General features: G+C 69.5%; 24 protein-coding genes, 1 tRNA gene and 2 pseudogenes. 16 read left to right on the top strand and 11 right to left on the bottom strand.

The features are described 5' to 3' along the window. Positions 1–16: 16 nt before the first annotated feature. Positions 17–232, top strand: a complete 216-nt coding sequence (locus ACP95_RS11295; protein ID WP_049981303.1) for a hypothetical protein — start codon at positions 17–19, stop codon at positions 230–232. An 89-nt stretch (positions 233–321) separates the two neighbouring features. On the opposite strand, the pseudogene ACP95_RS11290 reads toward ACP95_RS11295, so the two are convergent. Next, positions 322–2,255: pseudogene (locus tag ACP95_RS11290) on the bottom strand (aldehyde ferredoxin oxidoreductase family protein). Between the two features lie 177 nt (positions 2,256–2,432). Here ACP95_RS11290 and ACP95_RS11285 point away from each other — a divergent pair. From ACP95_RS11285 to ACP95_RS11275, 3 genes are read left to right on the top strand one after another with little or no spacing between them, the layout of a single operon-like run. After that, the gene (locus ACP95_RS11285) at positions 2,433–2,816 is read left to right on the top strand and encodes a hypothetical protein (RefSeq protein WP_049981302.1); all 384 of its coding nucleotides are present in this window, start codon (positions 2,433–2,435) and stop codon (positions 2,814–2,816) included. After that, positions 2,813–3,091 (top strand): ubiquitin-like small modifier protein 1, encoded by a 279-nt coding sequence (locus ACP95_RS11280; protein ID WP_049981301.1) that lies wholly within the window; start codon positions 2,813–2,815, stop codon positions 3,089–3,091. Before ACP95_RS11285 ends, ACP95_RS11280 begins: the two co-directional genes overlap by 4 nt. Continuing rightward, positions 3,091–3,357 (top strand): hypothetical protein, encoded by a 267-nt coding sequence (locus ACP95_RS11275; RefSeq protein WP_049981362.1) that lies wholly within the window; start codon positions 3,091–3,093, stop codon positions 3,355–3,357. The genes ACP95_RS11280 and ACP95_RS11275 overlap by 1 nt, the downstream gene beginning before the upstream one ends. Here the strand turns inward: ACP95_RS11275 and ACP95_RS11270 are convergent, their stop codons facing one another. Beyond that, positions 3,358–3,711, bottom strand: coding sequence for a hypothetical protein (locus tag ACP95_RS11270; protein ID WP_049981300.1), 354 nt, complete (start codon positions 3,709–3,711; stop codon positions 3,358–3,360). It abuts the gene before it with no gap. Positions 3,712–3,795: 84 nt separating this feature from the next. Between ACP95_RS11270 and ACP95_RS11265 the strand changes: the two genes are divergently transcribed. The 4 genes from ACP95_RS11265 (at position 3,796) to ACP95_RS11250 (ending at position 9,517) form a co-directional block, all read left to right on the top strand. Continuing rightward, positions 3,796–5,436 (top strand): SufS family cysteine desulfurase, encoded by a 1,641-nt coding sequence (locus ACP95_RS11265; protein WP_049981299.1) that lies wholly within the window; start codon positions 3,796–3,798, stop codon positions 5,434–5,436. A gap of 91 nt (positions 5,437–5,527) precedes the next feature. Beyond that, complete coding sequence (locus ACP95_RS11260) at positions 5,528–8,209, top strand: PAS domain S-box protein (protein ID WP_049981298.1); 2,682 nt, start codon at positions 5,528–5,530, stop codon at positions 8,207–8,209. Positions 8,210–8,270: 61 nt separating this feature from the next. Continuing rightward, positions 8,271–8,858, top strand: coding sequence for a response regulator (locus ACP95_RS11255; protein ID WP_049981297.1), 588 nt, complete (start codon positions 8,271–8,273; stop codon positions 8,856–8,858). Next, complete coding sequence (locus tag ACP95_RS11250; protein ID WP_049981296.1) at positions 8,855–9,517, top strand: RAD55 family ATPase; 663 nt, start codon at positions 8,855–8,857, stop codon at positions 9,515–9,517. The genes ACP95_RS11255 and ACP95_RS11250 overlap by 4 nt, the downstream gene beginning before the upstream one ends. Positions 9,518–9,525: 8 nt before the next feature. On the opposite strand, the gene ACP95_RS11245 is transcribed toward ACP95_RS11250, so the two are convergent. Further along, positions 9,526–10,608 (bottom strand): bactofilin family protein, encoded by a 1,083-nt coding sequence (locus tag ACP95_RS11245; RefSeq protein WP_049981295.1) that lies wholly within the window; start codon positions 10,606–10,608, stop codon positions 9,526–9,528. Between the two features lie 178 nt (positions 10,609–10,786). On the opposite strand from ACP95_RS11245, the gene fdhF reads away from it, so the two are divergent. Further along, positions 10,787–12,922, top strand: coding sequence for a formate dehydrogenase subunit alpha (gene fdhF, locus ACP95_RS11240; RefSeq protein ID WP_049981361.1), 2,136 nt, complete (start codon positions 10,787–10,789; stop codon positions 12,920–12,922). 29 nt (positions 12,923–12,951) lie between these two features. Here fdhF and ACP95_RS11235 read toward each other — a convergent pair whose 3' ends face one another. Next, the gene (locus ACP95_RS11235; protein ID WP_049981294.1) at positions 12,952–13,194 is read right to left on the bottom strand and encodes a SelT/SelW/SelH family protein; all 243 of its coding nucleotides are present in this window, start codon (positions 13,192–13,194) and stop codon (positions 12,952–12,954) included. A 202-nt stretch (positions 13,195–13,396) separates the two neighbouring features. Here ACP95_RS11235 and ACP95_RS11230 point away from each other — a divergent pair, with 202 nt between their 5' ends. After that, positions 13,397–14,107: a DUF502 domain-containing protein gene (locus tag ACP95_RS11230; RefSeq protein WP_049981293.1), complete on the top strand. Its 711-nt coding sequence runs from the start codon at positions 13,397–13,399 to the stop codon at positions 14,105–14,107. 44 nt (positions 14,108–14,151) lie between these two features. On the opposite strand, the gene ACP95_RS11225 is transcribed toward ACP95_RS11230, so the two are convergent. Both ACP95_RS11225 and ACP95_RS11220 read right to left on the bottom strand, forming a co-directional pair. Further along, on the bottom strand, positions 14,152–15,012 hold the full coding sequence (locus tag ACP95_RS11225) for an SDR family oxidoreductase (RefSeq protein WP_049981292.1): 861 nt from the start codon (positions 15,010–15,012) through the stop codon (positions 14,152–14,154). Between the two features lie 316 nt (positions 15,013–15,328). Further along, positions 15,329–15,400, bottom strand: a tRNA-Ala gene (locus tag ACP95_RS11220). 245 nt (positions 15,401–15,645) lie between these two features. On the opposite strand from ACP95_RS11220, the pseudogene ACP95_RS11215 reads away from it, so the two are divergent. The 4 genes and pseudogenes from ACP95_RS11215 to ACP95_RS11200 all read left to right on the top strand — a co-directional run bounded on the left by ACP95_RS11215 (position 15,646) and on the right by ACP95_RS11200 (position 18,134). Beyond that, positions 15,646–16,112 (top strand): annotated as a pseudogene (locus ACP95_RS11215) (30S ribosomal protein S15). Positions 16,113–16,828: 716 nt separating this feature from the next. Continuing rightward, a complete protein-coding gene (locus ACP95_RS16370) occupies positions 16,829–17,257 on the top strand; it encodes a hypothetical protein (protein ID WP_049981290.1) in 429 nt (142 codons plus the stop codon). Next, complete coding sequence (locus tag ACP95_RS11205) at positions 17,254–17,496, top strand: KEOPS complex subunit Pcc1 (RefSeq protein ID WP_049981289.1); 243 nt, start codon at positions 17,254–17,256, stop codon at positions 17,494–17,496. Before ACP95_RS16370 ends, ACP95_RS11205 begins: the two co-directional genes overlap by 4 nt. Further along, positions 17,493–18,134: a 30S ribosomal protein S3ae gene (locus tag ACP95_RS11200; protein WP_049981288.1), complete on the top strand. Its 642-nt coding sequence runs from the start codon at positions 17,493–17,495 to the stop codon at positions 18,132–18,134. Before ACP95_RS11205 ends, ACP95_RS11200 begins: the two co-directional genes overlap by 4 nt. Positions 18,135–18,206: 72 nt before the next feature. Here the strand turns inward: ACP95_RS11200 and ACP95_RS11195 are convergent, their stop codons facing one another. After that, positions 18,207–18,647, bottom strand: coding sequence for a cupredoxin domain-containing protein (locus ACP95_RS11195; RefSeq protein ID WP_049981287.1), 441 nt, complete (start codon positions 18,645–18,647; stop codon positions 18,207–18,209). A 127-nt stretch (positions 18,648–18,774) separates the two neighbouring features. On the opposite strand from ACP95_RS11195, the gene ACP95_RS11190 reads away from it, so the two are divergent. Further along, complete coding sequence (locus tag ACP95_RS11190; protein WP_049981286.1) at positions 18,775–19,509, top strand: protein sorting system archaetidylserine synthase; 735 nt, start codon at positions 18,775–18,777, stop codon at positions 19,507–19,509. Here the strand turns inward: ACP95_RS11190 and ACP95_RS11185 are convergent. The 4 genes from ACP95_RS11185 to ilvD form a co-directional block, all read right to left on the bottom strand. Next, a complete protein-coding gene (locus ACP95_RS11185; protein WP_049981285.1) occupies positions 19,494–19,880 on the bottom strand; it encodes a hypothetical protein in 387 nt (128 codons plus the stop codon). The genes ACP95_RS11190 and ACP95_RS11185 overlap by 16 nt on opposite strands. 70 nt (positions 19,881–19,950) lie before the next feature. Further along, positions 19,951–21,228 (bottom strand): HEAT repeat domain-containing protein, encoded by a 1,278-nt coding sequence (locus ACP95_RS11180; RefSeq protein ID WP_049981284.1) that lies wholly within the window; start codon positions 21,226–21,228, stop codon positions 19,951–19,953. A gap of 24 nt (positions 21,229–21,252) precedes the next feature. After that, on the bottom strand, positions 21,253–22,929 hold the full coding sequence (locus ACP95_RS11175) for a histidine kinase N-terminal 7TM domain-containing protein (RefSeq protein WP_049981283.1): 1,677 nt from the start codon (positions 22,927–22,929) through the stop codon (positions 21,253–21,255). A 51-nt stretch (positions 22,930–22,980) separates the two neighbouring features. Then, on the bottom strand, positions 22,981–24,732 hold the full coding sequence (gene ilvD, locus ACP95_RS11170) for a dihydroxy-acid dehydratase (protein ID WP_049981282.1): 1,752 nt from the start codon (positions 24,730–24,732) through the stop codon (positions 22,981–22,983). A 149-nt stretch (positions 24,733–24,881) separates the two neighbouring features. On the opposite strand from ilvD, the gene ACP95_RS11165 reads away from it, so the two are divergent. Beyond that, entirely contained in the window at positions 24,882–26,105 is a 1,224-nt protein-coding gene (locus tag ACP95_RS11165; protein WP_082224669.1) for a LeuA family protein, read from the top strand. Positions 26,106–26,126 lie beyond the last annotated feature (21 nt).

The following is a 26,126-nucleotide window of genomic DNA, read 5'->3' as shown; positions in this document are numbered from 1 at the left end:
GGTGATACTGTCGTCCATGAAGGAACGTATTCAGCACGCGATCCGACGCGCACAGTTCGCCGCCGCGGGCGCCGCCATCGGCGGCGGGCTCGGCGGCTTGGTCGGGAAGAACGCCGCGAGCACCGGCGCCGGGTTCGGCGCGCTGATCGGCGCGACGGTCGCGGAGAAAGTCGGGCCCGCGGACGAACTCAAAAAGCGGTTCAAGCGCGACGACGCCGAGGCCGCCGAGTAGCGACCCCGAACCTCGTTTTTCGGTCGTCGCCCGCTGTTCGCATCGGCGACAACGTCAGTCGTCGCCGACTGTTCGTGCCGGCGACACCGCTAGTCGTCGGCCGGGGCCGAGTCGCCGGCGGAGACGCCGGTGCCCGGACCCATGTCGATGCCGAGATCGGCGAGCTTCTCGTCCGGGACGACGCCGTCGACCCAGCCGCGGTGCTCGTAGTACTCCTCCTTCATCGCGTCGAGCTCGCAGAGCTCGCCGGCGATCCCGCCGCCGGCGGGCTGTGCGTCCTCGGCGCCCTCGACGAAGCGACCCGGCAGCGAGTCGTCGTCGCCGTCGAAGCCGACGAGGTTGTTGTAGTAGCGTTCGAGGTTGTACACGCGCTCGCCGGCCTCCATGAGCTCCTCCTCGCCCACGGAGCGACCGGTCATCCCGTTGTACTGGTCGATGTACTCCTCGACCCCTTCCGCGAACGCGTTGAACTTGCAGATGTCGAACGAGTCCGAGATGGCGTGGAGGTCCTGGAACGCCGCGGTGAGTTCGCCCTTCCCCTCCCACTCGGTCGGGTCGACCTTCTCCGGGATGCCCAGGATCTCCGCCGCGGGCGTGTAGCCGCGCAGGTGGCAGGCGCCGCGGTTGGAGGTCGCGTAGCCGATCCCCATCCCCTTCAGGCCACGGGGGTCGTAGGCGGCGATCGCCTGCCCCTTCACGTCGAGGCGGCAGTCGTGGGCGTCGAGCGCCTCGCGGCGCGCTCCTGCCCCTCCGCGAGCGTGTCCGCGAGGTCGCCCTCGCGCTTGCCGATCTTCTCGATCATCTCGGTCATCGCCTCCACGTCGCCCCAGTCGATACCGTCGGCGTCGTCGATGTACCCCTTCTCGGTGGCCTCCATCGCGAACGCGAGGATGTTCCCGGTCTCGATGCTGTCGATCCCGTAGTCGTTACACCGGTCCATCATGACCGCGATCATGTCGCGGTCGTCGTTCATCGAGTTCGGACCGAGCGCCCACGCGGGCTCGTACTCGTAGGACTCCATCCGGACGTTGAGCTCCTGGCCCTTGTGGTGGACGTCGACCTCGACCTCCTTCTTACAGGCGACCGGACAGGAGTGACACGTCGGGTCGTCGACGAGGATGTTCTCCTCGACGTTCTCCCCCGACACCTTCTCGGAGTCGATGTTCAGGTCGTCGGGCTCCTCCTCGGCCTCCATGCTGGTGGAGGTGAACCGGCCGTTCCGGGTCGGGAGGCCGTCCATCTCCTCGGTGAGGTTCATCAGCACGTTCGTCCCGTACACCGAGAGCCCGCCCTCGTTGGGGGCGGTCACGTCGGACTCCTGGATGGCCTGCATCGCCGCCTTGTGGCCCTCCATGAACGTCTCGCGGTCGGCGGGCTTGGGCATCTCCGTGCCGGATTTGACGACGACGGCCTTGAGGTTCTTCGACCCCATCACCGCGCCGGTGCCGCCGCGGCCCGAGGCGCGGTCGTCCTCGTTGATGATGCAGGCGTAGCGCACCTCGTTCTCGGCGCCGGGGCCGATGGCCATCGTCGAGAGGTTCTTGCCGTAGGCGCCGTCGACCTCCGACTCTAGTTCGTCCATCGTCTCGTGGACCCCGTACCCCCAGATGTGGCTGGCGTCGCGGAGCTCGACCTCGCCGTCCTCGACGACGGCGTAGACGGGGTGCTCGGCCTTCCCTTCGAACAGCAGGCCGTCGAAGCCGGCCCACTTCAGGCGGGCGCCGCTCCAGCCGCCGTGGTGGGAGTCGGTCACCGTCCCCGTCAGCGGGGATTTGGTGACGACGGCGATCCGGCCGCTCATCGGCGCCTGCGTCCCCGTGAGCGGGCCGTTCATGAACGCGAGGAGGTTCTCCTCGCCCAGCGGTTCGACGTCGGGTCCGTTGTCGAACACGTACTTCACGCCGAGGCCGCGCCCGCCGATGTAGTGGCGCGCGTCCTCGTCGTCGATGCTCTCGTAGTCGACGTCGCCCGCACTGAGGTCGATGCGGGCGACGTTGTCGTGGAAGCCTCCGAGGTCAGTCATAGTAATACTCGTTCCTTACATAGGGGCTGTCGGCTGTTAGGCGTTCGCACATGAATGTAACTGGTTACAGTTACATCACGCCCCGTCGACCCCGTGTGACCGAGCGCTCGAACGGGCTGCCCTCCTGCGGTTTCCTGCGTCGGGAGCTTTATCCGCGTTGCCGCCCCAGTAGCGCGTATGGAGACGGTCTCACTCGGCGCCCCGGAACCGATCCTCGACTCGCTGCCCGGCGACGACGACGCGCGCAAGGACATGCGCGAGGCGGTCGCGGGGTGGGAGCGCCGGATCAACGACGCCATCGACGCCGCCGACGACGACGGCGAGGCGGTCGGCTACGTGCTCGACGCCGTCGAGCGGATCGAGAGCCGGATGGAGCGGTTCGACGAGTTCGTCCCCGAGCTCCGGGCCTGGGGCCAGTCGCCGATCTACGCCATCTCGTGGCGCAACCTCTACGCCGAACTGATCGCCCAGCTGTACGACCACGAGGAGCTCGGCGACGCGCTGGACCGCGAGCGCAACCAGCGCCTCGTCGAGGACGGTATCCGGTTCGGGGACCGATGAACGTCGAACTCCGGTTTTTCGCGACGTTCCGCCAGGTCGTCGGGCAGAAGGTCGTCGAGCGGGAGTTCCCCGAGGGCACCACCATCGGCGAGGTGCTGTACGAGCTCGAGGCGGAGTACGACGACCTCGCGGGCCAGCTGATCGAGGACGGCGACCTGCGCCCGCACATCAACGTGCTCAAGAGCGGGCGCGAGGCGCTGCATCTCGACGGGATGGACACTGTCCTCGAGGACGGCGACCGACTCAGCATCTTCCCCCCCGTCGCTGGCGGATGATGCGCCGCGAGAAGGAGTTCCGGGGGATCTCGATGCGGCTGGCGCGGAACTACCTCGAGAACCTCGGCGGCACGATCGTCGACGACACGACCGTGGAGGCCGACGGCTGGCGGGTCGACCTCTCGGCGGAGAAAGTCGCGATCGGCCCCTCGATCGAGCTGACGGAGGTCACCGTCGCCTTCGCGGCCGACGACGAGTTCGGCGAGGAGAAGTTCGAGCAGCTGATCGCGGACTTCTCCCGGAAGGCGATGCGAGCCGGCGGCTGATCAGGCGGTCTCGAGGCTGTCGAGCACGCGCTGGGAGAACTCCACCTCGGTCAGTTCGCCGGCCTCGAGCGCGTCGAACCAGTCGGCGTCGGCGCGCCACGCGCCCAGTCGCTCGTCGTCGAGGTCGGTGACCGTCGCCTCCACGTCCCGGACCGGCCAGTCCCGCCGGTCGAACAGCTTCCGGAAGTCGTTGACCACGTCGCCGACCTGCTGGTGGGGGATCTCGCCGTGCTGGTCGGCGGCGGCGGACTGGTAGGTGAGCCGGTAGGCGTCGCCCTCGACGGCGACCGACTGGAGGTAGCAGCCGTGGTTCGTCAGCCGGGATTCGAGCGCGAACGTGCGGTCGTCGTCCATCACCGAGAACTGGGCGCCGTCGGGGATAGGCGTTGTCCCCGCGGCCCGGGAACCTTTAACACGACTGAACGATACCGTCGTCGCATGTCCCCCGACGCCGCCAGCGTCCGCGAGGATTTCCCCGTCCTCGACCGCGAAGTGAACGGCCATCCCCTGACCTACCTCGACAACGCCGCGACCACCCACACCCCGCGGCAGGTGTACGAGACGTTCGAGGAGTTCTACGCCGGCTACAACGCGAACGTCCACCGCGGCATCCACGAGCTCAGCCACGAGGCGTCGCTGGCGTACGAGGCCGCCCACGACCGCCTCGCGGAGTTCGTCGGCGCGGACGGCCGCGAGGAGATGGTGTTCACCCGCAACACGACCGAGAGCATCAACCTCGTCGCCCACGGGCTCGCTCTCCCGGAGTTCGGCCCCGGCGACGCGATCGTCACCACCGAGATGGAGCACCACGCCTCGCTGGTCACCTGGCAGCAGGTGGCCAAGCGCACCGGCGCCGACCTGCGGTTCGTCCGACTCACCGACGACGGCCACGTCGACGTGGAGCACGCGAAGTCGCTGATCGACGACGACACCGAGCTGGTGTCGGTGCCCCACGTCTCGAACGTACTGGGGACGGTCACACCCGTCCGGACGTTCGCGGATCTCGCCCACGACGCCGGCGCGGTGCTGGTCGTCGACGGCGCCCAGTCGGCGCCGACCCGCCCCGTCGACGTGGCGGCGATGGGCGCGGACTTCTTCGCGTTCTCGGGGCACAAGATGGCCGGTCCCACGGGGATCGGCGGACTCTACGGCCGGCAGGAGCTGCTCGAGGAGATGGAGCCGTTTCTCTACGGCGGCGAGATGATCCAGCACGTCACCTTCGACCGCTCGACGTGGAACGGGCTCCCCTGGAAGTTCGAGGCCGGGACCCCACCGATCGCAGAGGGCATCGCGCTCGCGGCGGCCGTCGACTACCTCGACGAGCTCGGGATGGAGTGGGTGCGCGACCACGAGAACCGGCTCGCGCAGTACGCGCTCGAGCGCCTCGAGGCGCGCGACGACGTGGAGACGTACGGCCCCGGCCCGGGCGAGGAGCGCACGGGGCTGGTGAGCTTCAACGTGGACGGCGTCCACGGCCACGACCTCTCCTCGATCCTCAACGACCGGGGGATCGCCGTCCGCGCGGGCGACCACTGCACGCAGCCGCTCCACGACCGCCTCGACGTGCCGGGCTCGGTCCGGGCGTCGTTCTACGTCTACAACACCACCGAGGAGATCGACCGCCTGCTCGACGCCGTCGACGACGCCGAGGCGAAGCTCGACAGCTACCTGCGCTCGGACCGCTACGCGGATCGACTGTACGAGCACCACCGTGACCCGCACAACACCGGCGGCCTCCCGGACCCGTCGCTGGTGAAGTCCTCCGAGGAGACCGCCTGCGGCGACGAGGGGGAGTTCCACGTCGACGTCGCGCCGGACGGCACGATCGAGCGACTGGCGTTCGAGAGCGAGAGCTGTGCGGTGAGCCGGGCGGTGGCCAGCCTGATCACCGAGTACCTGGAGGGCCGGACCCTCGCCGAGGCCGCCGAGATGGAGGGCGAGGTGGCGGCGATGCTCGACGGCCAGTTCCCGGATCTCCGGCGGGACTGCGTGGTCGGGCCGGAGGAGGTGATCCGCGAGGCCGCTCGCGAGTATCTTGAGACGGAGGCGACGGTCGAAGGCTCCCCCTCCGCGACGTAGAGGGCGTCTCGGCGGCGGAGCGGCGTCGCTCCCGGAGTCCAGCGGTTTATTCCCCCGCCCGTCGATAGCCACGGCCAACGAGGCGCTATCGATGCAGACACCCCCAGAGACGGTCCGCGTGCTCCACGTGGACCCGGACTCGTCGTTCGTCGCCGCCGCCGCGGAGCGACTCGAACGCGAGGACGACCGACTCGACGTGACGACGGCGACCGACGCCGACGAGGCGCTCGCGCTGCTCGCGAGCGAGGCGTACGACGGCGTGATCGCGGAGTACGACCTGCCGGGGAGGACCGGGCTCGAGCTGTTCCGGTCCGTCCGCGAGCGCGAGCCGGCGCTCCCGTTTCTCCTCTTCACGGGGGCCGGTTCGGAAGCTGTCGCCAGCGACGCCCTCTCGGCTGGCGTGACCGACTACCGCCGGAAGGGGCGCGCCGACGACCAGTACGCGGCGCTGGCCGAGCGGGTCGTCGACGCCGTCGAACGCCGCGGGCTTGGAGACGAGCCGGCCGGGTCGAGCGAACGCGCCGGGTCCGCCCCGTGGAACCTCACCCCTGCCGAGTACCGCGACGTGTTCGCCCGGGCCGAGGTCGGGATCGGGATCATGGACCCGGAGACGGGGACGTTCGAGGAAGTGAACCAGCGGTGGGCGGAGCTGCTCGGCTACGATATCGAAGAGCTGTGTGGCAAGTCCGTCGACGAGATCAGCGCCGACGACCCCCGGTTCGATCAGGCGGCGGCGATGGAACGGATCCGGGAGGTTGTCGACGGCAGCCCCCAGCAGTTCGACTGGCTCCACGAGCGCGCTGACGGCACCAGCGTTTGGTGTGAGGTGAACCTCAAGCGGACCCGGATCGGCGACGAGCCGCGGTTGCTCGCCTTCATCCGGGAGGTCGACGATCGCAAAGAGCGGAGGCGGAACCTCCAGTTCCTCGAGGCGCTGCTGGAGAGCGTCGGCGTCGGCGTCGGCGCCTACGGGGCCGACGGGAGGCTGGCTTACGTGAACGAGACGTTGGCGGAGACTCTCGGCACAGAGACGGACCGGCTGATGGGCGAACCGATCTGGGAGCTCACCGAGAACTTCGACCGTGAGGAGTTCCCCGACTACTGGGACTCCTTCGAGGAGGGCGAGACCCGCACGGAGGAGACGGTGTACCGATTCGGGGATCGAACGATACCCGTCGAGACGGTGACGACCTGTGCGGAGATCCAGGGCACGACCTACCACTTCGGGACGGTCACCGACGTCACCGACCGCAAGGAGCAGGAGGAGCGGTTCCAGGCGTTCGTCGAGCACTCGAACGACATCCTGAGCGTCCTCGACGGGAACGGGATCTACCAGTACCAGAGCCCCTCGGCCGAGCGCATCCTCGGCTACAGCCCCGGGGAGCTCGTCGGCGACGTGGCGTTCGAGTACATCCACCCGGAGGACCGCGCGGACGTGCTCACCGCGTTCGAGCAAGTGATCGCCAACCCGGGCGAGGACCTGGTCGTCGAGTACCGGTTCCGCCACGGCGACGGCTCGTGGCGCTGGCTGGAGTCTCGCGGCGTCAACCCCTCGGAGACCGCCGCCATCGACGGGTTCCTGATCAACAGTCGGGACGTGACCGACCGGAAGGAGCACGAGCGACAGATCGGCGAGCTCCACGACGCCACCCGGGAGATGGTGCAGGCGACGGACGAGCAGGACGTCTGTTCGGTCGCCGTCGACACCGCCGAGGAGGTGCTGAGCCACCCGATCGCCGGCATCTGGCTCCGCGACGAGGCCGGCCACAGCCTCGAACCGGCTGCGGTGACGACGACGGTCGAGGAGATGTACGACGAGCTCCCGGTGTACACCGACGGCGACAGCCTCTCCTGGCGAGCGTACCGGACCGGCGAGGCGCTCGTCGCCGACGACCTCTCGACGGAGTCGGGGCTGTACAACCCCGACAGCAGGGTGCGGAGCGTGATCGTCGTCCCGATCGGGGAGTACGGCGTGTTGAACGTCGGCTCCCACGAGGTGGACGCGTTCACCGAGAACGAGGTGACGCTGGCGAAGCTGCTGGCCGCGAACGCACAGGTCGCGCTCGGCCGCAGCGAGCGCGAACGGCAGCTCGAGCGCCAGACCGACCGGATGGAGTTCTTCAACTCGATCCTGCGCCACGACGTGCTCAACGCGATCACGGTGATCCGGGCCCGCGCCGAGTTCCTCGCCGACGAACTCGACGGCGAGCAGCTGCAGGACGCCGAGACGATCGTTCGCTGGAGCGACGACGTGACCGAGATCGTCCAGCGCGTCCGGACCGTGGTGGAGACGCTCGCTGGCGAGGGCGATCCGGAGCTCGAACCGGTCGACCTCGCGGCGGCGCTGCGGGGGGAACTCGACCGCGTGCGATCGACGTACCCGGCGGTGGTGTTCGAGACCGACGTTCCCGACTCCCAGCCGGTGCTGGCCAACGACCTGTTGGGCGACGTGCTGGGGAACCTCGTCACCAACGCCATCGAGCACAACGACGTCGAGGGGCTCCGGCTCTCGGTGACCGTCGAGCGCGACGACGACGACGTGGTCGTCCGCGTCGCCGACAACGGCTCCGGCGTCGCCGACGAGCGCAAGGAGGCCATCTTCCGGCGGGGCGAGACGGGCCACGCCAAGTCCACGGGCTCGGGGTTCGGGCTGTTCTTCGCCGACGCGATGGTCGAGGAGTACGGCGGCGAGATCCGCCTCGAGGACAACGACGCCGGCGGCGCGACGTTCGTCGTCCGGCTCACTGCGGTGGATCACGAGGCCGCGCTGTAGGACCGTGGGGGCGAGGACGTTCGAGGGCCACCTATATCCCCGTGGCGGGGGAGGAGCCCGTATGAGCGAGAACGGTCCGCCCGTCGTGCTCGTGGTCGAGGACGAGCCCGACGTGGCCGAGACCTACCGCCGCTGGCTGCGCTCGTCGTACGACGTGCGCGTGGCTCCCGACGGCGCGACGGCGATGACGGAGCTCGACGGCGACGTCGACGTGGTCCTGCTGGACCGGATGATGCCCGAGATGGCCGGCGAGGAGGTGCTGCGGGAGATCCGCGACCGCGAGATCGACTGTCGAGTGGCGATGGTGTCGGCGGTCGACCCCGACTTCGACATCGTGGAGATGGGGTTCGACGCCTACGTCACCAAGCCGCCCGACCGCGACGAACTGACCGGGACGATCGAGCGCCTGCTCGACCGCGCCGAGCTGAACGACGACCTGCAGGAGTACTACTCGCTGGTCGCCCGCCAGAGCGCGCTGCAGGCGGAGAAAACCGAGGCGGAGTTGGCCGAGAGCGACGAGTACGCCGCCCTGGTCGATCGGATCGAGCGGGAGCGCGAACGCGTCGACGAGGAGCTGGGCGACATGTCCACCGACACGGAGTTCGTCGGCGCCGTCCGCGAGATCATGGACGACGAGGGGGGAGAATGAGCACCCCGTACGACATCGACGCGGTGCTTCCGGACGGGACCATAGAGGCGTTGCCGCCGGGGACGAACGTGCTGATAACCGGGCCGGCGATGGTCGGCAAGCGGGAGGTCGCGTTCAAACTGCTCGCGTCGGGTCACGAGACGGGCGAGGGCGTGCTGTGTGTGAGCACCAGCGCGTCGGCGTCGAGCATGCTCGACGAGTTCGAGCGGTACGTGCCGACGCTGGACCGCGACCGCGTCGCCATCGTCGACTGCTCCGGGAGCGACAGCCAGCGGGCGATCCGGGAGATCGCGACCGAGCGCGTCTCGTCGCCGGGCGATCTCACCGGGATCAGCATCGGCACCGCGAAACTGCTCCAGCGCTTCTCCGAGCAGGACGTCTCGGACGTTCGCCACGGGCTGGTGTCGATCTCGACGCTGATCCAGTACCTCGACCTCAACACCGTGTTCAAGTTCCTCCACATCTACACCTCCCGGATCGCGGACACGGACGGCCTCGGCGTGTTCACGCTCGAGAGCGTCTCACACGACCCGCAAACCGTCAACACGATCACCAGCGAGTTCGACTGCGTCATCGAACTCCGGGAGGGGGAGGACGGCCGCGAGATCCGGGTAAGGGGGCTCCCGGGCGCCTCGCGCACCTGGCGCGCGTTCGACTGAGCGCCGAGTCAGTTCGACGGCGCCGACTCGGCGGATCCGGACCGCTTCTCGTACCCGTCTCGGAGTCCGAGCGCGACCGCGCCCAGCCCCAGCAGCACCGCGACGAACTCGGCGACGCCGCCGACGATCGGGACGAGTCCAAGCAGCAGGAACCCCACGAGCCCCAGCAGCAGCGCGAGCCAGCGGTTCTCCCCGTCGGCCAGCGAGAGCACCCAGACGCCGACCGCGTACTTCCCGTAGACGCTCGCGATCCAGAGCGCGATCAAGAACGCCGCGAACCCCGCGAGCGAGAAGGGAATGCCGACGATCGTGATCGCCACGAGGACGAGGAGGATCGGGACGCCGACCAGCGTCAGCAGGCCGACGCCGAGAGTTACGGCCGGCGACTCCCCGACCCGCGCCGCGACGCCGTCGGAGAACCGCGGGAACACGAGCAGCAGGATCGCGCCGAGGAGCAGGCTCGTCACGAACCCGAACGCGGTCTCGACCCACGAGGGGGTGCCGAACCCGCCGAACCCGGTCGTCCCTCCGCGGAGGCTGTCGTCCTGGATCACCTCGCCGCCGACCGTCGCGTCGTCGCTCCGGGAGAACTGCTCGGCGTCGTAGCGGAACTCCCCGCCCACGTCGGCGTTGGGGCCGAGCGTCACGGCGTCGCCGCCCGCGCGGACGGAGCCGCCGACCGTGCCGTCGACGGTGACGCTGCCCGCGCCGACGTCCAGGTTCCCGCCGATCTCGCCGGTTTCGGTGAGGTCGAACGAGCCGCCGCCGACCTGGACGTCGCCCTCGACGGACCCGGCGACGACGACGCTCCCGGCGGCGCCCTGCACGTTGCCGGTGACGGTGCCGGACTCGGCGATCAGGATCGTCCCCGCGCTGCCCGAGAGGTCGCCGTCGACGGTGCCCCGGACCACGATGGTGCCCGCGACGCCCTGTACCCCGTCGACGGTCTCACCGGCGCCGACGACGATCGTGCCGCCGACCTGGCCGGCGGACTGGGCGGCGGCGACGCCGCTCACGAGCGGGAGCAGCACGAGGAGCACCGCTGTGAGGGCTGCGATGCGACGCGTTCGGCGGCTGTCGGGAGGGAGCATCTACGAGGATATTAGTCGTCTTACATATTGGTGCTTCGGAACTACGTCGGGGTGCAGACGGTCACACGCGCGAGCCGCGGGTCGGGCAGCGTCGGCGTCGGAGTTCGGGCCACCGACACACTAATTGACCGATGCGACAGATACTGACGTATGAACAACGCGAGTCGGGGTGAGCGTCGTGGCCAGTAACGCCGAGGAGCCGGTGAAGACGATCTGTCCGTACTGCGGCGTGGGCTGTGGGATCCGCGTCCGCGAGGGCGAGGAGCGCGGCGAGATGAGCTTCATGCCCTGGGGCGACGCCCCCGTCAACGAGGGCAGCGTCTGCATCAAGGGCGGCGCGGCGACGCAGGTCGTCGACCACGAGGATCGCCTGACCGACCCCCTGATCAAGGAGGACGGCGAGTTCCGCGAGGCGACGTGGGACGAGGCACTGAGCCGTGTCGTCGACGAGATGGAGTCGATCCGCGAGGAGCACGGCCCCGACGGGATGGGCTTCTTCGGCTCCTCGAAGACGTTCAACGAGGAGAACTACCTGATCCAGAAGCTCGCCCGCCGGTACGGCACGAACCAGGTCGACAACTGCACCCGGATGTGTCACGCGTCGACGGTCTGGGCGCTGCGGACCAGCCTCGGGATGGGCGCGATGACCAACAGCATGGCCGATCTGGAGGACTCGGCCGACGTGCTGTGGATCCAGGGCGCCAACCCGGGCGAGCAGCACCCGATCGCCAACAGCCAGTACTTCCGGCAGGCGGTGCTGGAGGGGGCCACGGTGATCCAGGTCGACCCCCACGCGAACAAGACGACCGAGTCGTTCGACATTCCGGGGACCGACCGCCACATGCATCTCCAGCTGAAGCCGGGCACGGACATCCCGCTGCTGAACGTCGTGCTGAAGACGATCCTCGAACGGCACGAGGAAGAGCCCGACGCCGGCTGGATCGACGAAGCGTTCGTCGACGAGCGCACGAAGGGATTCGACCACCTGAGGGAGACGCTCGAAGGGTTCGACAAGGAGGCCGCCGCCGAGGAGTGCGGCGTCCCGCTCGAGGACATCGAACTGGCCGCCGAGAAGTACGCGATGGCCAACGACGCCGCCATCTTCACCGGGATGGGGATGTCCCAGCACAGCTGCGGCGTCGACAACGTCCAGAACGAGATCAACCTCGCGCTGATCACCGGGAACCTCGGCAAGCCCGGCGCGGGCGTGAACCCACTGCGCGGGCAGAACAACGTCCAGGGCACCTGTGACGTGGGCGCGATGCCGAACGTGCTCCCGGGCTACCAGCTCGTCGACGACGACGAGGCCCGCGAGTCCGTCGAGGAGGTGTGGGGGTTCGAGATCCCCAGCGAGCCCGGGCTGACGAACGTCGAGATCTCCCACGCCATCGGCGATACGGTCCACGGGCTGTACGTGATGGGCGAGAACCCCATCATGAGCGAGCCCGACGGGAATCAGACCGAGCGGCGGTTCGAGGAGGAACTCGGCTTCCTCGTCGTCCAGGACATCTTCATGACCGAGACGGCGGAGCTCGCCGACGTGGTCCTCCCGGCGACGACGTGGGCCGAACGCGGGGGCACGGTCACCAACACCGACCGCCGGGTCCAGCGGATGCGCGGCGTCCACAAAGTCCACGAGAACACCCGTCACGATCTCGAGATCCTCAGTGAAGTCGGGACGCGGCTGTTCGGGGAGGGGTTCGAGTTCGACGGGCCGGAGGACGTTTTCGAGGAGCTGCGCGAGGTCTGCCCGATCATGCACGGGATGACGTACGACGCCCTCGGCGAGGAGGGGATCCACTGGCCCTGCTACGAGGAGGGCGACGAGGGCGACTCCTACCTGTACGAGGACTCCTTCGAGACCGAGGATGGCCTCGGCCGGATCGAGGGCGTCGTCCACCAGGAACCGAAGGAGACGCCGGACGAGGAGTACCCGCTCGTGCTCACCACCGCGCGGCTGGAGGAGCACTACAACACCGGGACGATGAGCCGGCGGTCGCCGACGCTCTCCCGGCAGGAGCCGGAGAACTTCGTCGACGTCCACCCCAACGACGCCGAGCGCTACGGTATCGAGGACGGCGACAAGGTGCGGCTGCGCTCACGGCGCGGGGAGATCACGGTCCGCGCGGACGTGACCGAGGCCATCAAGGAGGGCGTCGTCTGGACGACGCCGCACTTCGCGGCGGCGTCGGCGAACCGACTCACGAACGACGTGCTCGACGAGCGCGCGAAGATTCCGGAGTACAAGGCCGCCGCCGCCGAGATCGACGTGGAGATCGAGCCCGACGACGACGGCGCCGCCGCGGACGACTGATCGGTCGGGGATCGCCCCCGGCGGCTCTTTCAGGCGGTCGCGCCGACGTACGAGCCGACCGTGTCGACGATCGCCTCGGCGTCGTACTCGTCGGTGTCGACGTCGAACACCTGCTCGCCGTCGACGCGGACCTGGAACACGCCGCCGTCGCCCGTCACCAGCGCGACGCGGTCGACCCCCAGCCCGTACTCCTCGAGTATCTCGGCCTGGAGCTCCTGTGCTCGCGATCGGTGGCCACACGGGACGCAGTACTCGATTTCGACGGATGCCATAACGGCCGGGAGTAGGTCCCCGGCCGTGTTAAACCTCCGCATGGTGGCGCACCGGTTCCCCGTCGGCGATGTCGACGGCCACCAGCTGGTAACCACGTGTCCGTTACCCGTCTCGTTATGAGGTACATATCGTCGAAACTGCGACAGTACTTCCCGAGTAACAAACCCCGAACTCCGGCCACGTATCCGGGAGTGACCCCCGATGAAGGCAACCATCGTCGGCGTGACCAGAACCGCCGTCGGGCTCGTGGTCCGGTACGTCCCGACGACGCCGATGCTCGATCGCTTCACGTTCGAGGCCGCCCGGCAGGTGCTGTTCTCGGGCGTCTCGGTCGCGGGCCCGCTGGTGGTGACGCTGATCGTGCTGGGCGCCGTCGTCGACTTCCTCGGCAACCTGCTGTCCCCGCTGGTCCACGTGCTGACGCTGCTGGGGCTCACCGGCGGGCAGGAGGGGGTCGTCGCACAGGGGCTGACGGTGCTGGCGCTCGTCGCCGTCGTCGTGTTCACGGGCGTGCTCGCGGAGACGAGCTCCACCGCCGGCGCGGTTCGGGGGGTCGGGCGCTACGTCGAAGCCGTCCCCGGCGTCGGGTCGGTGTACAGCAGCTTCGACCAGATGAGCGACGTGATGCTCGAGAGCGACACGAACGGGTTCAAGGAGGTAAAACTGGTCGAGTTCCCCCACCGCGGCGTCTACTCGCTGGCGTTCCAGACCTCGGCGGTGCCCGACGATGCCGGCGACGACGGAATGTCCGTGCTGTTCGTCCCGATGGCGCCGAACCCGGTGATGGGCGGGTTCATGGTCTGTGTCGACGCCGACCAGGTGCAGGATATCGACATGACCGTCCAGGAGGCGTTCCAGGCGATCATCACCAGCGGCGTCGCCATGTCCGGCTCAAAGGAGTGGTTCGACTGACTAGCTTCGCTGTCGGAACGTGGAGGGCGCCTGCTAGCTCCCGTTCAGGGTAGATCACGCTCGCGGTCGAACTCGGGGTCGAACAGCTGTGCCGACATCGGCGCGGGGTCGCCCTCGGTGACGTTGTACTCCGAGAAGTCGGTCACCCCTGCCTCCCCGAGCAGCGCTTCGTCGTAGAAGCTGTTGCCCGTACACTCGGACGGGTCCCGCGCGAGGATCTCGAGCACCGCGTCCGAGACGACCTCCGGGGTTCGCCAGTCGTCCTCGGTGCCGAGCCCGAAGTAGCGGCTCGCGCGGGTGTCGATCGTCGTCACCGGCCAGAACGTGTTACAGCCGACGCCCTCGCCCGCCAGCTCCTCGGCGAGCGAGAGCGTGATGAACGACATCCCGAGCTTCGACCACGCGTAGGGGGCTTTCCCCGGCGACCGGTCGGTCACGATCGGCGGCGAGTTCGACAGCAACCACGCCTCGTCCTGGTCCGCGAGGTGTTCGGCGAACTCGTGGGCGACGACGTGGGTGCCGCGGACGTTCACGTCGGTCAGCAGATCGAACCGGTCGGCGGGCAGGTCGGCGACGTTCGCCAGCTGGATCGCGCTGGCGTTGTTGATCACGATGTCGATCTCGCCGAACTGGTCGATCGCCTCGTCGACGACGGTCTCGACGCGCTCCTCGTCCCGGAGGTCGAGTTCGAGCGCGAGCGCGTCGGGCCCGCGGTCGCGCACCTCGCGGGCGGTCTGCTCGATCGAGCCTCCGAGTTCGGAGTCGTCGTCGTCGGTGGTCTTGCCCGTCGAGACGACGTTACAGCCCTGCTCGGCGAGCGCGAGCGCGAGCTGTTTGCCGATGCCGCGGGTGGTTCCGGTGATGAACGCCGTCGATCCGGAGAGGTCGGGGTTCGCGAGCGCCATGGGGCCCGGTCGGGCGAGCGAGGTTTAACTCCCGGTGTCCGAGCGCCGAAAGTGGTAGCATGTGGTCGATCGCCGGCCACTCGCCGACATGGCGTCTACAGGCGTCGAAGCTACGTCGACGGTTCGGGCGTCGTAGATGGATTTCCGAGGAAACGAAGTGAACCGAAAGCGTCGACTCGCAGGGTCGTGAACTTACGAGATCCTTCGGGTGAACTGACCAGTGCGTGTGGACTCGCGGGGGTCTCGCGAGCGAACGCAGTGAGCGAGTGAGACCACGCGAGTCCACGACTGGAGGGAACGAAGTGACCGAAAGGAGTGGACTCGCGGGGATTTGAACCCCGGGCCTTCCCCGTGCCAGGGGGATGATCTACCACTGATCTACGAGCCCGCGAACGCATCCAATCGTACCCCGGTTTCGTTATTAAGGGCTTCGATGCCAGACGGCGTCTGCGTCGACGCCACATCGACGTCGACGCCGCGGATGGAAAGCCATTAAGCCCCTCGCCGGTCACTCACCGTTGGGAACAGCACGGCCGCAAATCTGACTCGCTCGGACCGCCCGGGCTCGGGATTGCGGAAGTGTACCGACGTGTAGTCGGTCTTTTCGCGGTCAGTGCCGTTCCAACTCAGACAATGGCACGAATGCACACACGCCGCCGCGGGTCGTCCGGTTCGGACGCCCCCGTGGCAGACGAGCCGCCGGAGTGGAGCGACGTCGACGCGGAGGAGATCGAATCCCGCGTCGTCGAACTCGCAGAGCAGGGCCACGAACCCAGTCAGATCGGCCTGAAACTGCGCGACGAGGGGTGAAGGGCACGCCCATCCCGGACGTGAAGCTGGCGACCGGGAAGAAGGTCACCGAGATCCTCGAGGAGAACGACGCCGATAACGAGCTCCCCGAGGACCTCCGGAACCTGATGGAGCGGGCGGTCCGCCTGCGCGCCCACATGGACCGGAACCCGCAGGACGCCCAGAACAAGCGCGCCCTGCAGAACACCGAGTCCAAGATCCGTCGCCTGGTCGACTACTACCAGGGCGACGAGATCGACGCGGAGTTCGAGTACGACTACGAGACCGCCGAAGAGATCCTCGAAGGATAGATGTCGAGCGCCCGCCGGGTCGAGGAGCCACTCGCCGACGCCCTGTCGACGGCACCCTTCGTCCGGGTCGCCGCCGCCAGCGACGGCGACAGCCTCGCGGCTGCCGGCCTCCTCGCCCGGGCGTGTGCCGAGACCGCAACCCCGTTCCAGCTCCGCCTCGACGACGAGGCGGCCACCGCCACCGAGGACGCCGTCACCGTCGCCGTCGGGCCGACCGCGGTCGACGGTGACGCGACCCTCGAGCGCCCGGCGAGCCCCAGCGCGTTCGAGCTGGCTCGCCGACTCGGCGCCGACCCGGACCCGATCCTCGCCCTCGCCGGCACGATCGCCGCGGGCGAACCCGTCCGGGCCGCCGACGCGGCACTCGACGCCGCACGCGAGTCGGGAGTGATCGACCGCGAGCCCGGACTGGCGATCCCGACCGACGGAGTGCCGGCCGGCCTCGCGGCGTCGACGCTGCTGCACGGCCCGTTCTCGGGCGACGAGGACGCGGCGGCCGCGCTGGTCGCCGAACTCGAGCCCGACGCGGACGACGCTGCGGACTCCCGCGCTGCCGGCAGCGGCGGGGAGTTCGACCGCCGGCTCGCCTCGCTGGTCACCGTCGACACGGTGACCGCCGATGGGGCGACCGAGCGCGCCGCCCGAGCGGTCGAGCGCGCGCTCCGCCCCTACCGCGTCCCGGACGCGCCGTTCCCCACGCTCGGCGGCTACGCGACGTGCTGGACGCCGTCGCCCGCACCGCCCCCGCCGCCGGCATCTCGCTGGCGCTGGGCGAGCGGGCCGACGACGCGCGCGACGCCGCGCTCGCGGCCTGGCGGAAGTACGGGGCGACCGTCCACGCGGCGCTGCGATCGGCCACTACCGCCCGGCACCACGGCGTCTGGGTCCTCGACTGCGGGGACGCCGACGCCGCGGTCCTGCCGGCGGTCGCCCGCCTCGCGCGGGCGTTCCGGTCGCCCGAACCGGTCGCGCTGGCCGTGGCCGACGGGGCCGCGGCCGCCGCGGGCGAGTCGGGGATCGGCGACGCCGTCGCGGCCGCCGCGGACGCGGTCGACGGCACGGGCCACGGCACCGACGACGCCGGCTGGGCGCGCTTCGACACCGACACCGAACAGTTCACGGACGCGTTCCGGGAGGCGCTATGAGCGAGGCGACCCACGAGGCGACGATCTCGACGACCCACGCAGACGCGCGGGTCGTGGCCGCCGCGCTCGCTCCCGACAACACCGATGCGATGACGACGGCCGTCGACGGCGACGCGGTCCGGACCACCATCGTCCGCGAGGACGCTGGCGGGCTGGCCGCCTCCGTCGACGACTACCTCGTCAACCTGACTGTCGCCGACGCCGTCTGCGAGACGGCGCGGGACACCGACAACACATGAGCGAGAAATCCACAACGATCGAAGGCAAACGATGGTACACCGTGCTCGCGCCCGAGCAGTTCGACCGGGCCGAGATCGGTGAGACTGTCGCTGAGGAACCGAACCAGGTCGTCGGCCGAACCATCGAGACCACGCAGGGCGAGATGGAGGGCGACCAGGGACAGAACAACAGCAAGCTGACGTTCAAGATCAACGACGTGGGCAGCGACGCCGCCTACACCGAGTTCATCAAGTACGAACTCACGCGGGACTACCTGCGCTCGCTGGTCCGCCGCGGCGCCTCGAAGGTCGCCGCCACGGTCACGCTGCTGACCACGGACGACTACCGCGTCAAGATCCAGCCGGTCGCGCTGACGACCCAGAAGGCCGACCGCTCCCAGGAGCAGGCGATCCGCTCGGTGATGGTCGACATCGTCGAGGACGCCGCCGAGGAGCGCAGCTTCGAGCAGCTAGTCGACAGCGTCGTCGAGGGGCGGGTCTCCTCCGCCATCTACGGCGAGGCCAAGGAGATCTACCCGCTGCGCCGCGTCGAGGTCCAGAAGCTGACGCTCGAGGCCCGACCCGAGGAGGTCGCGGCCGAGGAGGAGGCCTCCGTCGACGTGGACGAGGAGGACGTCGACGAGGCCGTCGAGGAGTAGCGCCGCCGCTCGGCAACGGATTCACGCGCTTTTCGCTTTTTCACCGGCGACGAGCGACCGCGCCGTCGACGCCTACTCCGTCGCCGTCGGCGTGCGGTCCTCGACGATCACGGTCCCCATCATCCCGCCGCTCTCGTGGGGGATGCAGAAGTACTCGTACTCGCCGGGGATCTCGAACGTGTAGCTGAACTGCTCGCCGTTGCTCAGCGCGCCGCCGGCGCCGTTGGCCCAGGCGTCGCGGGCGGCCTGCTCGTCCTCGTACCCACCCGAGGCGAAGAAGGCGGCGCCGTCGGGCAGCGACGCCTCGTAGGCGGTTACCGTGTGGTCGCGGGTACCCGTGTTCTCCCAGACGACCTCCTCCCCCCGCGCGACGGTGATCTCCGGCGGATCGTACGCGGTGGGGCGCATCCCCACGTCGAACTCGGTGTTCTCCCCCCGGGTCAGCCCGAGACAGCCACCGAGACTCGCCGCGGCGGCGGCGCCCGCGGTGACGAGATAGCGTCGGCGCTCCATACGCCGGGGTTGGAACCCGAGCGATTTAGGCGGCGTGATTCCGGAGCGATCGCGGCGCGGCTCCGCCGGACCCGCGGCCGTCGTCCGGATGTAAACACGTAAACCGGGGCCGGCCGACGGGCCGGACATGCGCTCGCGGTTCATCGGTCGCCTCGGGCCAGCCGACGCCGTCACCGTCGGGAACGCCGCGCTGGGGTTTCTCGCGGTCGTCGCGGTGACCGTCGACGTCGGCCTGGCGGCCCGGCTCGTGCTGCTCGGGGCCATCGCCGACGGCCTCGACGGCGTCGTCGCCCGGAAGTACGGCGGCACCGAGGCCGGCCCCTACCTCGACTCGCTCGCGGACGTGGCCACTTTCGGCGTCGCGCCCGCGTTCCTCGTCGCCGTCGTCTCCCTGCGGGAGTGGGGATCGCCGGCGACGCTGGCGTCGGGGCTCTCCGCAGAGGGCCTGCTCGCGCTGGCGGGCGTCGCCGTCCCCGCGCTGTACGTCGCCGCCGCCGTCACGCGACTCGGACTGTACACCGCCTACGACAGCGACAGCGACGAGACCGTCGGCGTGCCGACGACGCTCGCGGCCACGATCTTCGGCGCCATCGTGCTCACGGGCTACCGGGGCGCCGGGATCCCCCTCGCAGGCTTTCACGACGCCGGGTTCCTGCTCGCGCTCGCGGCGGTGCTGACGCCGCTGATGCTCTGTGACGTGGTCTACCCCGACCTCCACGCCCAGGACGCGCTGGTGATGGGCGTCGTCCAGGCCGGCGCGATCCTGCTGCCCGGGCTGTACGGTCGGGGGTTCGCGTTCGGGCTGCTGTACCTCGCGCTGGCGTACCTCGTGCTCGGGCCGGTGCTCTACTGGCGGCGCTGAGGCTCGGTCAGCACCGTCTCACACGCCTTCACGAACTCCGAGAGGTTCCCCGCGACCTCTGTGTCGAGCGTGAGCACGACCCCGGTCTCGGAGTCGGGCTCGCTGAACTGGACGAGCACCGCGTTCTCGTGGAGGAACACCGACGCGCGCTGGGCGCCAAGCGGCGGGTAGTCACGCCCCCGGACGAGCGGCTCCTGTGACCGCGCGCGCTCGGCGAGCGCCGGGACCGCCGCCTCGAGGTCGTCGGTCGCGAGGTCGGTTCGGACGTACAGCGCGTCCCAGCCGTCGGCGTCGTAGCAGAACGCCGTCCGGAAGCTCCGTCCCGCCCGCGCCTTCACCAGCCGGACCAACTGCTGGTACTGGTCGTTCACATCGGGCGTGCGCGAGTGGCGCACTTAACTCCACAGGAAGACCACGATAATCGCCGGGGGGCGGCGCCGATCAGGCCTCGACGGCGGCGGCCTCGTCGTCGTCGGCGTCGAGCGCCTCGCGGGCCTTCTCGCCCTCCGCCTGCAGGGTGTACGCCGTGGCGTCGTCGTACTCGGCGGCCGCTTCGAGCGCCTCGCGGGTGCCGATCTGGCGGAGCGCCCACGCCGCGGCGGTGCGTACGGTGCGCTCCTCGTCGTTCTCGACGGTGTCGGCCAGCGGCTCGATCGCTCGCGTGTCGCCGATCAGGCCGAGCGCGCGGGCCGCGATCGGTCGGACGTTGTCGTCCTCCATCTCGAGCTTGTTCGCCAGCGGCTGGGTGGCCTCCTCGCTGCCGATCTCGCCCAGCGCTTTGAACGTCACCTTCTGGAGCTGCGGGTCGGAGTCCTCGTCGACGTAGTCGAGCAGCGTGTCGACGGCGTCCTCGGCGCCGGCGCCCATCTTCCCCAGCGCCTCGATCCCGGGCTTGTCGCGCTTCTGGGCGCGGGCGTGCATCTCGTCGAACGCCGCCGGATCGCCCATCCGGGTCAGCGCCTCCATGCAGTGACGCTCCATGAACTCGGAGTCGAGCGCGTCGAGCGCGCGGAGCACCTGCTCGACGTTGCCCTGCTGCTCGTGTTCCTTCAGCGCGGCCCACTCGACGGGGTAGTCCTTGTAGTGGCCGAGCACGTCGTAGAACCCCTCCGCCCGGAGCTGCTCGTTGGTCTGGAGGTCGTCCCACTCCTCGGCGTCGTCGAGCCCGGACTCGAGCTCGTCGGTCGCCTCGACCAGCGCCGCGATCGTGTCGGCGTCGTCGTCGGCGTCGAGGCCGGCGTCCTCGACCGCGTCGGCGACGGCGTCGAGCTCGTCGGCCAGCGTCTCGGGCTCGGCGTCCGCGGCGTCGCCGAACTCGGCGTCGAGCGCGTCGCCCGCGGCGTCGAGGTAGTCGGCGACGGCGTCTTGCACCGCAGGCTCGCCCTTGGCGGTCCAGCGCGTCTCTGTGAGCTGTGTCTGGAACGATTCGAGGTCGTCGACCACGTCCTCGGCGTAGGGCCCGCGCTGCTCCTCGATCCCCTCGCGGAGCTCGTCGATGCGGCTCTCGATCTCCCCGGCCTCCTCGTCGTCCTCGGGGAAGTCGGCCGTCTCGAACGCCTCGGCCACGCGGTCGACGGTGGCCTCGACGTCGTCGAGCGCGGCCTCGGTCTCGGCGTCCTCGAGCGACTCGCTCGCCTCGTCGAGGCGGGACTCCATCTCCTCGGCGGAGAGCTGGAGCGCCTCCTCCTCGGTCTCGGTCGCCTCCTCCTCGTCAGTCATACCTGTGACTGGGTCCGAAACTGATTAAGGCGTTTCCCTTCCGAGCGCGCCCTCGACCCCGTGGAACGCGATGCGTGCGCCGCCCCCCTCGCTCCCGGCGATCTCGACTCGCCAGCCGTGGGCCCGCGCGATTTCGGCCACGATCGCCAGCCCGAGTCCGGTTCCACCGTCGCTGGTGGTGTACCCCCGTTCGAGCACGGCCGCACGCTCGCTCTCGGGGATCCCCTCCCCGTCGTCGACGACCGCGAACCCGTCCGGGATACCCTCCACGCGCACGGTGAGATCGGCGTTATCGTTGTGCTCGACCGAGTTGCGAAAGAGGTTCTCGAACAGCCGAACCAGCCGGTCCCGGTCTGCGCGGACGGTTCGGTCGACCGATATCGCGAGCGTCGCGTCGTCGGTCGGAACGGTCTCCCACGCGGACTCGGCGACGGCCGCGAGGTCGACGAACTCGGGGTCGGTCACCGCCGACCCCTCCTGGGCGAGGGCCAGGGTGTCTTCGATCAGCGACTCGATCCGATCGAGCGCCGACTCGACGCGCTCGACGTTCTCCCCGTCCTCGCCGTCCTGCTCGATCAGGTCGACGTACCCCTGCGCGACGTTGAGCGGGTTCCGGAGGTCGTGCGAGAGCACGGACGCGAACTGATCGAGCCGTTCGTTCTGCCGCTCCAACTGCTTGGCTTGCCGGCGTTGCTCGGTCACGTCCGAGAGCAGTACCACCCGGCCACTGCTGGGGAGCGCCGAGCGGACCACGTCGAACGTGCGCTCGCCCTGCCCGACGGGGAGCGAGAGCCGCTCCGGTCCGTCCGTCTCACGACAGGCCTCGGCCAGCGACGGTGACGCGATGTCGTCGACGGCGTGGCCGACGACACCGTCGTCGCCGGCGTCGAGCAGCTTCCGGGCCGCGGGGTTGGCGTCGACGACGCGGTCCTCCTCGTCCAGCACGATCACGGCGCCGTGCATCGCCTCGACGACGGTGTCGCGGGCGATGGGAGACAGATCCAGAAACCGGAAGCGGAACACTGCGATACCGATACTGATCCCAGTGATCGTGGTCACGATCGGGCCGAGGTCGACGGGCGAGTTCCAGATCCCGGTGATCTCGAGAAGGTTCCCCAGCCACGGCGCCGAGATACCGACGAGGATGTACTGGGCCTGCCGGCGATAGGGGCCTTCGGCGTCGAGCCCCCAACGGAGGAACAGCACGACCGCGATCACGATCAGCACCTGGGTGTACACGAAGTAGATCCAGAACCACGGCCGGTAGGTGACCTCGTACACGGAGTACGGTGGAACCGACACCATCGTGCCGTCGATCCAGACGAAGCCGTGTTCCGGGTTGGTCAGCACGAGCACGGCGGTGATCGTCGGGACGAGGCAGAGCAGGCCGACCGTCCCCGAGGAGACGTACTCCTCGTGGTCGGTGTACTGGAGCGCGATGACCAGCACTGCGACCGGGATCAACGGGACGAACACGAACCGGAGTTGCCGCGCGACCGCCGCGACCGACGGCTCGGCGGTGACGAGTTCGACGATTTCGGTCAGCGCCCACACCAGGAGGATGCCGACGAGGACTCCGAACGCGCGCGCACCACGTCGGTTGCGGTTCGCGATCGCGAGATAGCCCATGAACCCACAGACCGCGGAGGAGACGATCAGGGCAGCCAGATAGAGGATCCCCGGATCGACGTGCACCGTCACAGTACCACATCAGCACGTAGGGGGGACCTTTTGGTGTTCCGGCCGACCTCGTTACCTGTCGCGCGTCAGCCCCGGGTTCGTGACGGCGCCGTCGGCGGCGGAGCCGAACTGCGTCCCGTACTTGCCCAGCACGCCGCCGGTGTACTCCCGCTCGGGCGGCTCGCGATCGTCGAGCCGTCGCTCGATCTCGTCGTCGTCGAGGTCGACGTCGAGGCTGCGGTCGGGGATGTCGACGGTGACGTGGTCGCCGTCCTCCAGCGCGCCGAGCGGGCCACCGGCGAACGACTCAGGCGCGACGTGGCCGATCATCGGGCCGCGAGTCGCGCCCGAGAAGCGGCCGTCGGTGACCATCGCCACGTCGTCCTCGTGGCCCTGGCCGACGACGGCGGCGGTGACGCCGAGCATCTCGCGCATCCCCGGGCCACCGCGAGGCCCCTCGTTCCGGATGACGATCACGTCGCCGGACTCGATGCCGCCCTCCTGGACGTACTTCATCGCGTCCTCCTCGCTCTCGAACACGCGGGCCGGCCCCTCGTGGTGGAACTGGTCCTCGCCCGTGACTTTCAGGACGGCGCCGTCGGGCGCGAGGTTCCCCTTCAGGATCTTGATCGCGCCCTCCTCGTGGAACGGGTCGTCGACGGGCCGGAGGAAGTCGGTCTCGTCGAGCGTCTCGTCCGCGGGCAGGTCGAGTTCCGCGAGTTCTTCGGAGACGGTGCGCCCCGTGACCGTCTTCGCGTCGCCGTCGAACAGGCCGGCCTCGACCAGCCGGCGGATCACCACGGGGACGCCGCCGGCGTCGTGGAGATCCTTCATCACCCGCGAGCCGCCGGGCTGGAGGTTGGCGATCTTCGGCGTCCGGCGGGCGATCTCGTCGAAGTCGTCGATGGAGAGATCGATCCCGGCCTCCGCGGCCAGCGCGAGCAGGTGGAGCACCGCGTTCGTGGAGCCGCCCATCGCGACCTGCACCGCGATCGCGTTCTCGAAGGACGCCCGCGAGAGGATGTCGGAGGGTTTCCGGTCGTGCTCGACGGCGTCGAGCGCGAGTTCGCCCGCGCGCTCGGCGACCTCGGTTCGGCCTTCTGTCTCGGCCGGCGGCGACGCGCTTCCCAGCGGCGCGAGGCCGAGCGCCTCGCTGATGGAGGCCATCGTGTTCGCGGTGAACATCCCGCCACAGGAGCCCGCGCCGGGGCAGGCGTTGCGCTCCAGCTCGTCCAGCTCCTCGCGGCTCATCTCCCCCTGCGCGTACGTGCCGACGCCCTCGAACACGTGCTGGACGGTCACGTCACGCCCCTCGTGCTGGCCGGGGAGGATCGAGCCGCCGTAGAGGAACACGCTCGGCAGGTCGGTCCGGATAGCGGCCATCAGCATCCCGGGGAGGTTCTTGTCGCAGCCCGCGACGGTGACCAGCGCGTCGAGGCGCTCGCCGAAGGCGACCAGCTCGACGGAGTCGGCGATCACCTCCCGCGAGATCAGCGACGCGCGCATCCCTTCGGTCCCCATCGAGATGGCGTCGGAGATGGTGATGGTACCGAACTCGACGGGCATGCCGCCGGCGTCGTCGACGCCCACGATCGCGCCGTCGGCGACGTCGTCGAGGTGGACGTTACACGGCGTCACGTCGGCCGCGGGGTTGGCGACGCCGACCATCGGCGAGGAGAGGTCGTCGTCGTCGAACCCCATCGCGCGGAACATCGCGCGGTGTGGCGCGCGCTCCGGCCCCTCGGTCACTTCGCTGCTCCGCAGCTCGGGGGGTTTTCCCCCGCTCGGGGCGTCTCCCTCCCCGCCTGTGTGCTGTCGACTCATACCGTCACCCACGCCCGGGGGCACTTAACTCCGTCCCGGGCGTGGCGTCGATGATCACTCAACTAAGTGACCATCCCTATTAACCGTGATGGATCGGGGCGACAGGTTTATGCCACGGCACGGGATAGCGTGGGACGCAATGACTCACGATATCGAGGGAGCGTCGGAATCCCCGGCGGATCGAGTTCTCCCAGGGCACGCTGAGAACTGATCCCGAGTTCGCCAAAGCTCGGATCTTCGACACCACCCTGCGAGACGGTGAACAGTCGCCCCGTACGTCGTTCTCCTACGAGGACAAACGCGAGATAGCCGCCGCGCTGGACAGCGCGGGCGTCGACGTGATCGAGGCGGGCTTCCCCGTGAACTCCGACGCGGAGTTCGCGGCGGTCCGCGACGTGGCGTCGGCCGCCGACACGACGGTGTGTGGGCTGGCCCGCGTCGTCGAGGAGGACGTCGAGGCCGCGATCGACGCCGGCGTCGACATGGTCCACACGTTCGCGTCGACCAGCGACGTGCAGATCGAGGACTCGATGCACGCCAGCCGCGAGGCCGTGCTCGAGCGCACGGTCGCGAACGTCGAGCGCGCGGCCGACTCCGGGGCCGAAGTGATGTTCTCCCCCATGGACGCCACCCGAACCGACCCCGACTACCTGTTCGAGGTGATCGAGGCGGTCTCGGCGGCCGGCGCCGACTGGATCAACGTCCCGGACACCTGCGGGGTCGCGACCCCCGACCGGTTCGCGGACCTGATCCGGTCGATCCGGGAGCACACTGACGCGCGGATCGACGTGCACACCCACGACGACTTCGGGCTCGCGAGCGCGAACGCGCTGGCCGGCTTCGAGGCCGGCGCCGACCAGGCGCAGGTCTCCGTCGGCGGCATCGGCGAGCGTGCCGGCAACGCCGCCTTCGAGCAGGTCGTCATGGCCGCCGAGAGCGTCTACGGCGCCGACACCGGGATCGACACCACGGAGATCACGGAACTGGCCCGTACCGTCGAGGCGCGCAGCGGCGTCGACCAGCCGGCGAACGCGCCGGTGATCGGCGACAACGCGTTCGCCCACGAGTCCGGCATCCACGCCGCGGGCGTCATCGAGAACGCGGCGACGTTCGAGCCCGGGGTGATGACGCCGGAGATGGTCGGCGCCGAGCGCGAGCTGGTGCTGGGCAAACACACCGGCACCCACTCCGTCCGCGAGCGCCTGCAGGACGCGGGCTACGACCCGACCGACGAGCAGGTGCGCGCGGTCACCCGCGAGGTGAAAGACCGCGGCGCCGACGGCGACGAGATCACCGACGACACGCTCGCCGCCATCGCCGAGGCCCACGACGTGGATCGCGAGAGCGAGCGGATCACGGAGGGGCCGGCCTGATGCGCGCCACCGACGACGCCT

The sequence above is a fragment of the Halolamina rubra genome (assembly GCF_000739555.1).
In the GTDB taxonomy this organism is placed as follows: domain Archaea; phylum Halobacteriota; class Halobacteria; order Halobacteriales; family Haloferacaceae; genus Halolamina; species Halolamina rubra.
The sequence above is the reverse complement of the archived record's forward strand: the minus strand, read 5'-3'. Positions and strand labels throughout refer to the sequence as shown.

What these genes read in the sequence shown, in the direction of transcription:
- ACP95_RS11295 (WP_049981303.1), top strand. Translation starts at nt 17, where the DNA reads ATGAAGGAACGTATTCAGCACGCGATCCGACGCGCACAGTTCGCCGCC.
- ACP95_RS11285 (WP_049981302.1), top strand. Translation starts at nt 2,433, where the DNA reads ATGGAGACGGTCTCACTCGGCGCCCCGGAACCGATCCTCGACTCGCTG.
- ACP95_RS11280 (WP_049981301.1), top strand. Translation starts at nt 2,813, where the DNA reads ATGAACGTCGAACTCCGGTTTTTCGCGACGTTCCGCCAGGTCGTCGGG.
- ACP95_RS11275 (WP_049981362.1), top strand. Translation starts at nt 3,091, where the DNA reads ATGCGCCGCGAGAAGGAGTTCCGGGGGATCTCGATGCGGCTGGCGCGG.
- ACP95_RS11270 (WP_049981300.1), bottom strand. Translation starts at nt 3,711, where the DNA reads ATGGACGACGACCGCACGTTCGCGCTCGAATCCCGGCTGACGAACCAC.
- ACP95_RS11265 (WP_049981299.1), top strand. Translation starts at nt 3,796, where the DNA reads ATGTCCCCCGACGCCGCCAGCGTCCGCGAGGATTTCCCCGTCCTCGAC.
- ACP95_RS11260 (WP_049981298.1), top strand. Translation starts at nt 5,528, where the DNA reads ATGCAGACACCCCCAGAGACGGTCCGCGTGCTCCACGTGGACCCGGAC.
- ACP95_RS11255 (WP_049981297.1), top strand. Translation starts at nt 8,271, where the DNA reads ATGAGCGAGAACGGTCCGCCCGTCGTGCTCGTGGTCGAGGACGAGCCC.
- ACP95_RS11250 (WP_049981296.1), top strand. Translation starts at nt 8,855, where the DNA reads ATGAGCACCCCGTACGACATCGACGCGGTGCTTCCGGACGGGACCATA.
- ACP95_RS11245 (WP_049981295.1), bottom strand. Translation starts at nt 10,608, where the DNA reads ATGCTCCCTCCCGACAGCCGCCGAACGCGTCGCATCGCAGCCCTCACA.
- ACP95_RS11235 (WP_049981294.1), bottom strand. Translation starts at nt 13,194, where the DNA reads ATGGCATCCGTCGAAATCGAGTACTGCGTCCCGTGTGGCCACCGATCG.
- ACP95_RS11230 (WP_049981293.1), top strand. Translation starts at nt 13,397, where the DNA reads ATGAAGGCAACCATCGTCGGCGTGACCAGAACCGCCGTCGGGCTCGTG.
- ACP95_RS11225 (WP_049981292.1), bottom strand. Translation starts at nt 15,012, where the DNA reads ATGGCGCTCGCGAACCCCGACCTCTCCGGATCGACGGCGTTCATCACC.
- ACP95_RS11205 (WP_049981289.1), top strand. Translation starts at nt 17,254, where the DNA reads ATGAGCGAGGCGACCCACGAGGCGACGATCTCGACGACCCACGCAGAC.
- ACP95_RS11200 (WP_049981288.1), top strand. Translation starts at nt 17,493, where the DNA reads ATGAGCGAGAAATCCACAACGATCGAAGGCAAACGATGGTACACCGTG.
- ACP95_RS11195 (WP_049981287.1), bottom strand. Translation starts at nt 18,647, where the DNA reads ATGGAGCGCCGACGCTATCTCGTCACCGCGGGCGCCGCCGCCGCGGCG.
- ACP95_RS11190 (WP_049981286.1), top strand. Translation starts at nt 18,775, where the DNA reads ATGCGCTCGCGGTTCATCGGTCGCCTCGGGCCAGCCGACGCCGTCACC.
- ACP95_RS11180 (WP_049981284.1), bottom strand. Translation starts at nt 21,228, where the DNA reads ATGACTGACGAGGAGGAGGCGACCGAGACCGAGGAGGAGGCGCTCCAG.
- ilvD (WP_049981282.1), bottom strand. Translation starts at nt 24,732, where the DNA reads ATGAGTCGACAGCACACAGGCGGGGAGGGAGACGCCCCGAGCGGGGGA.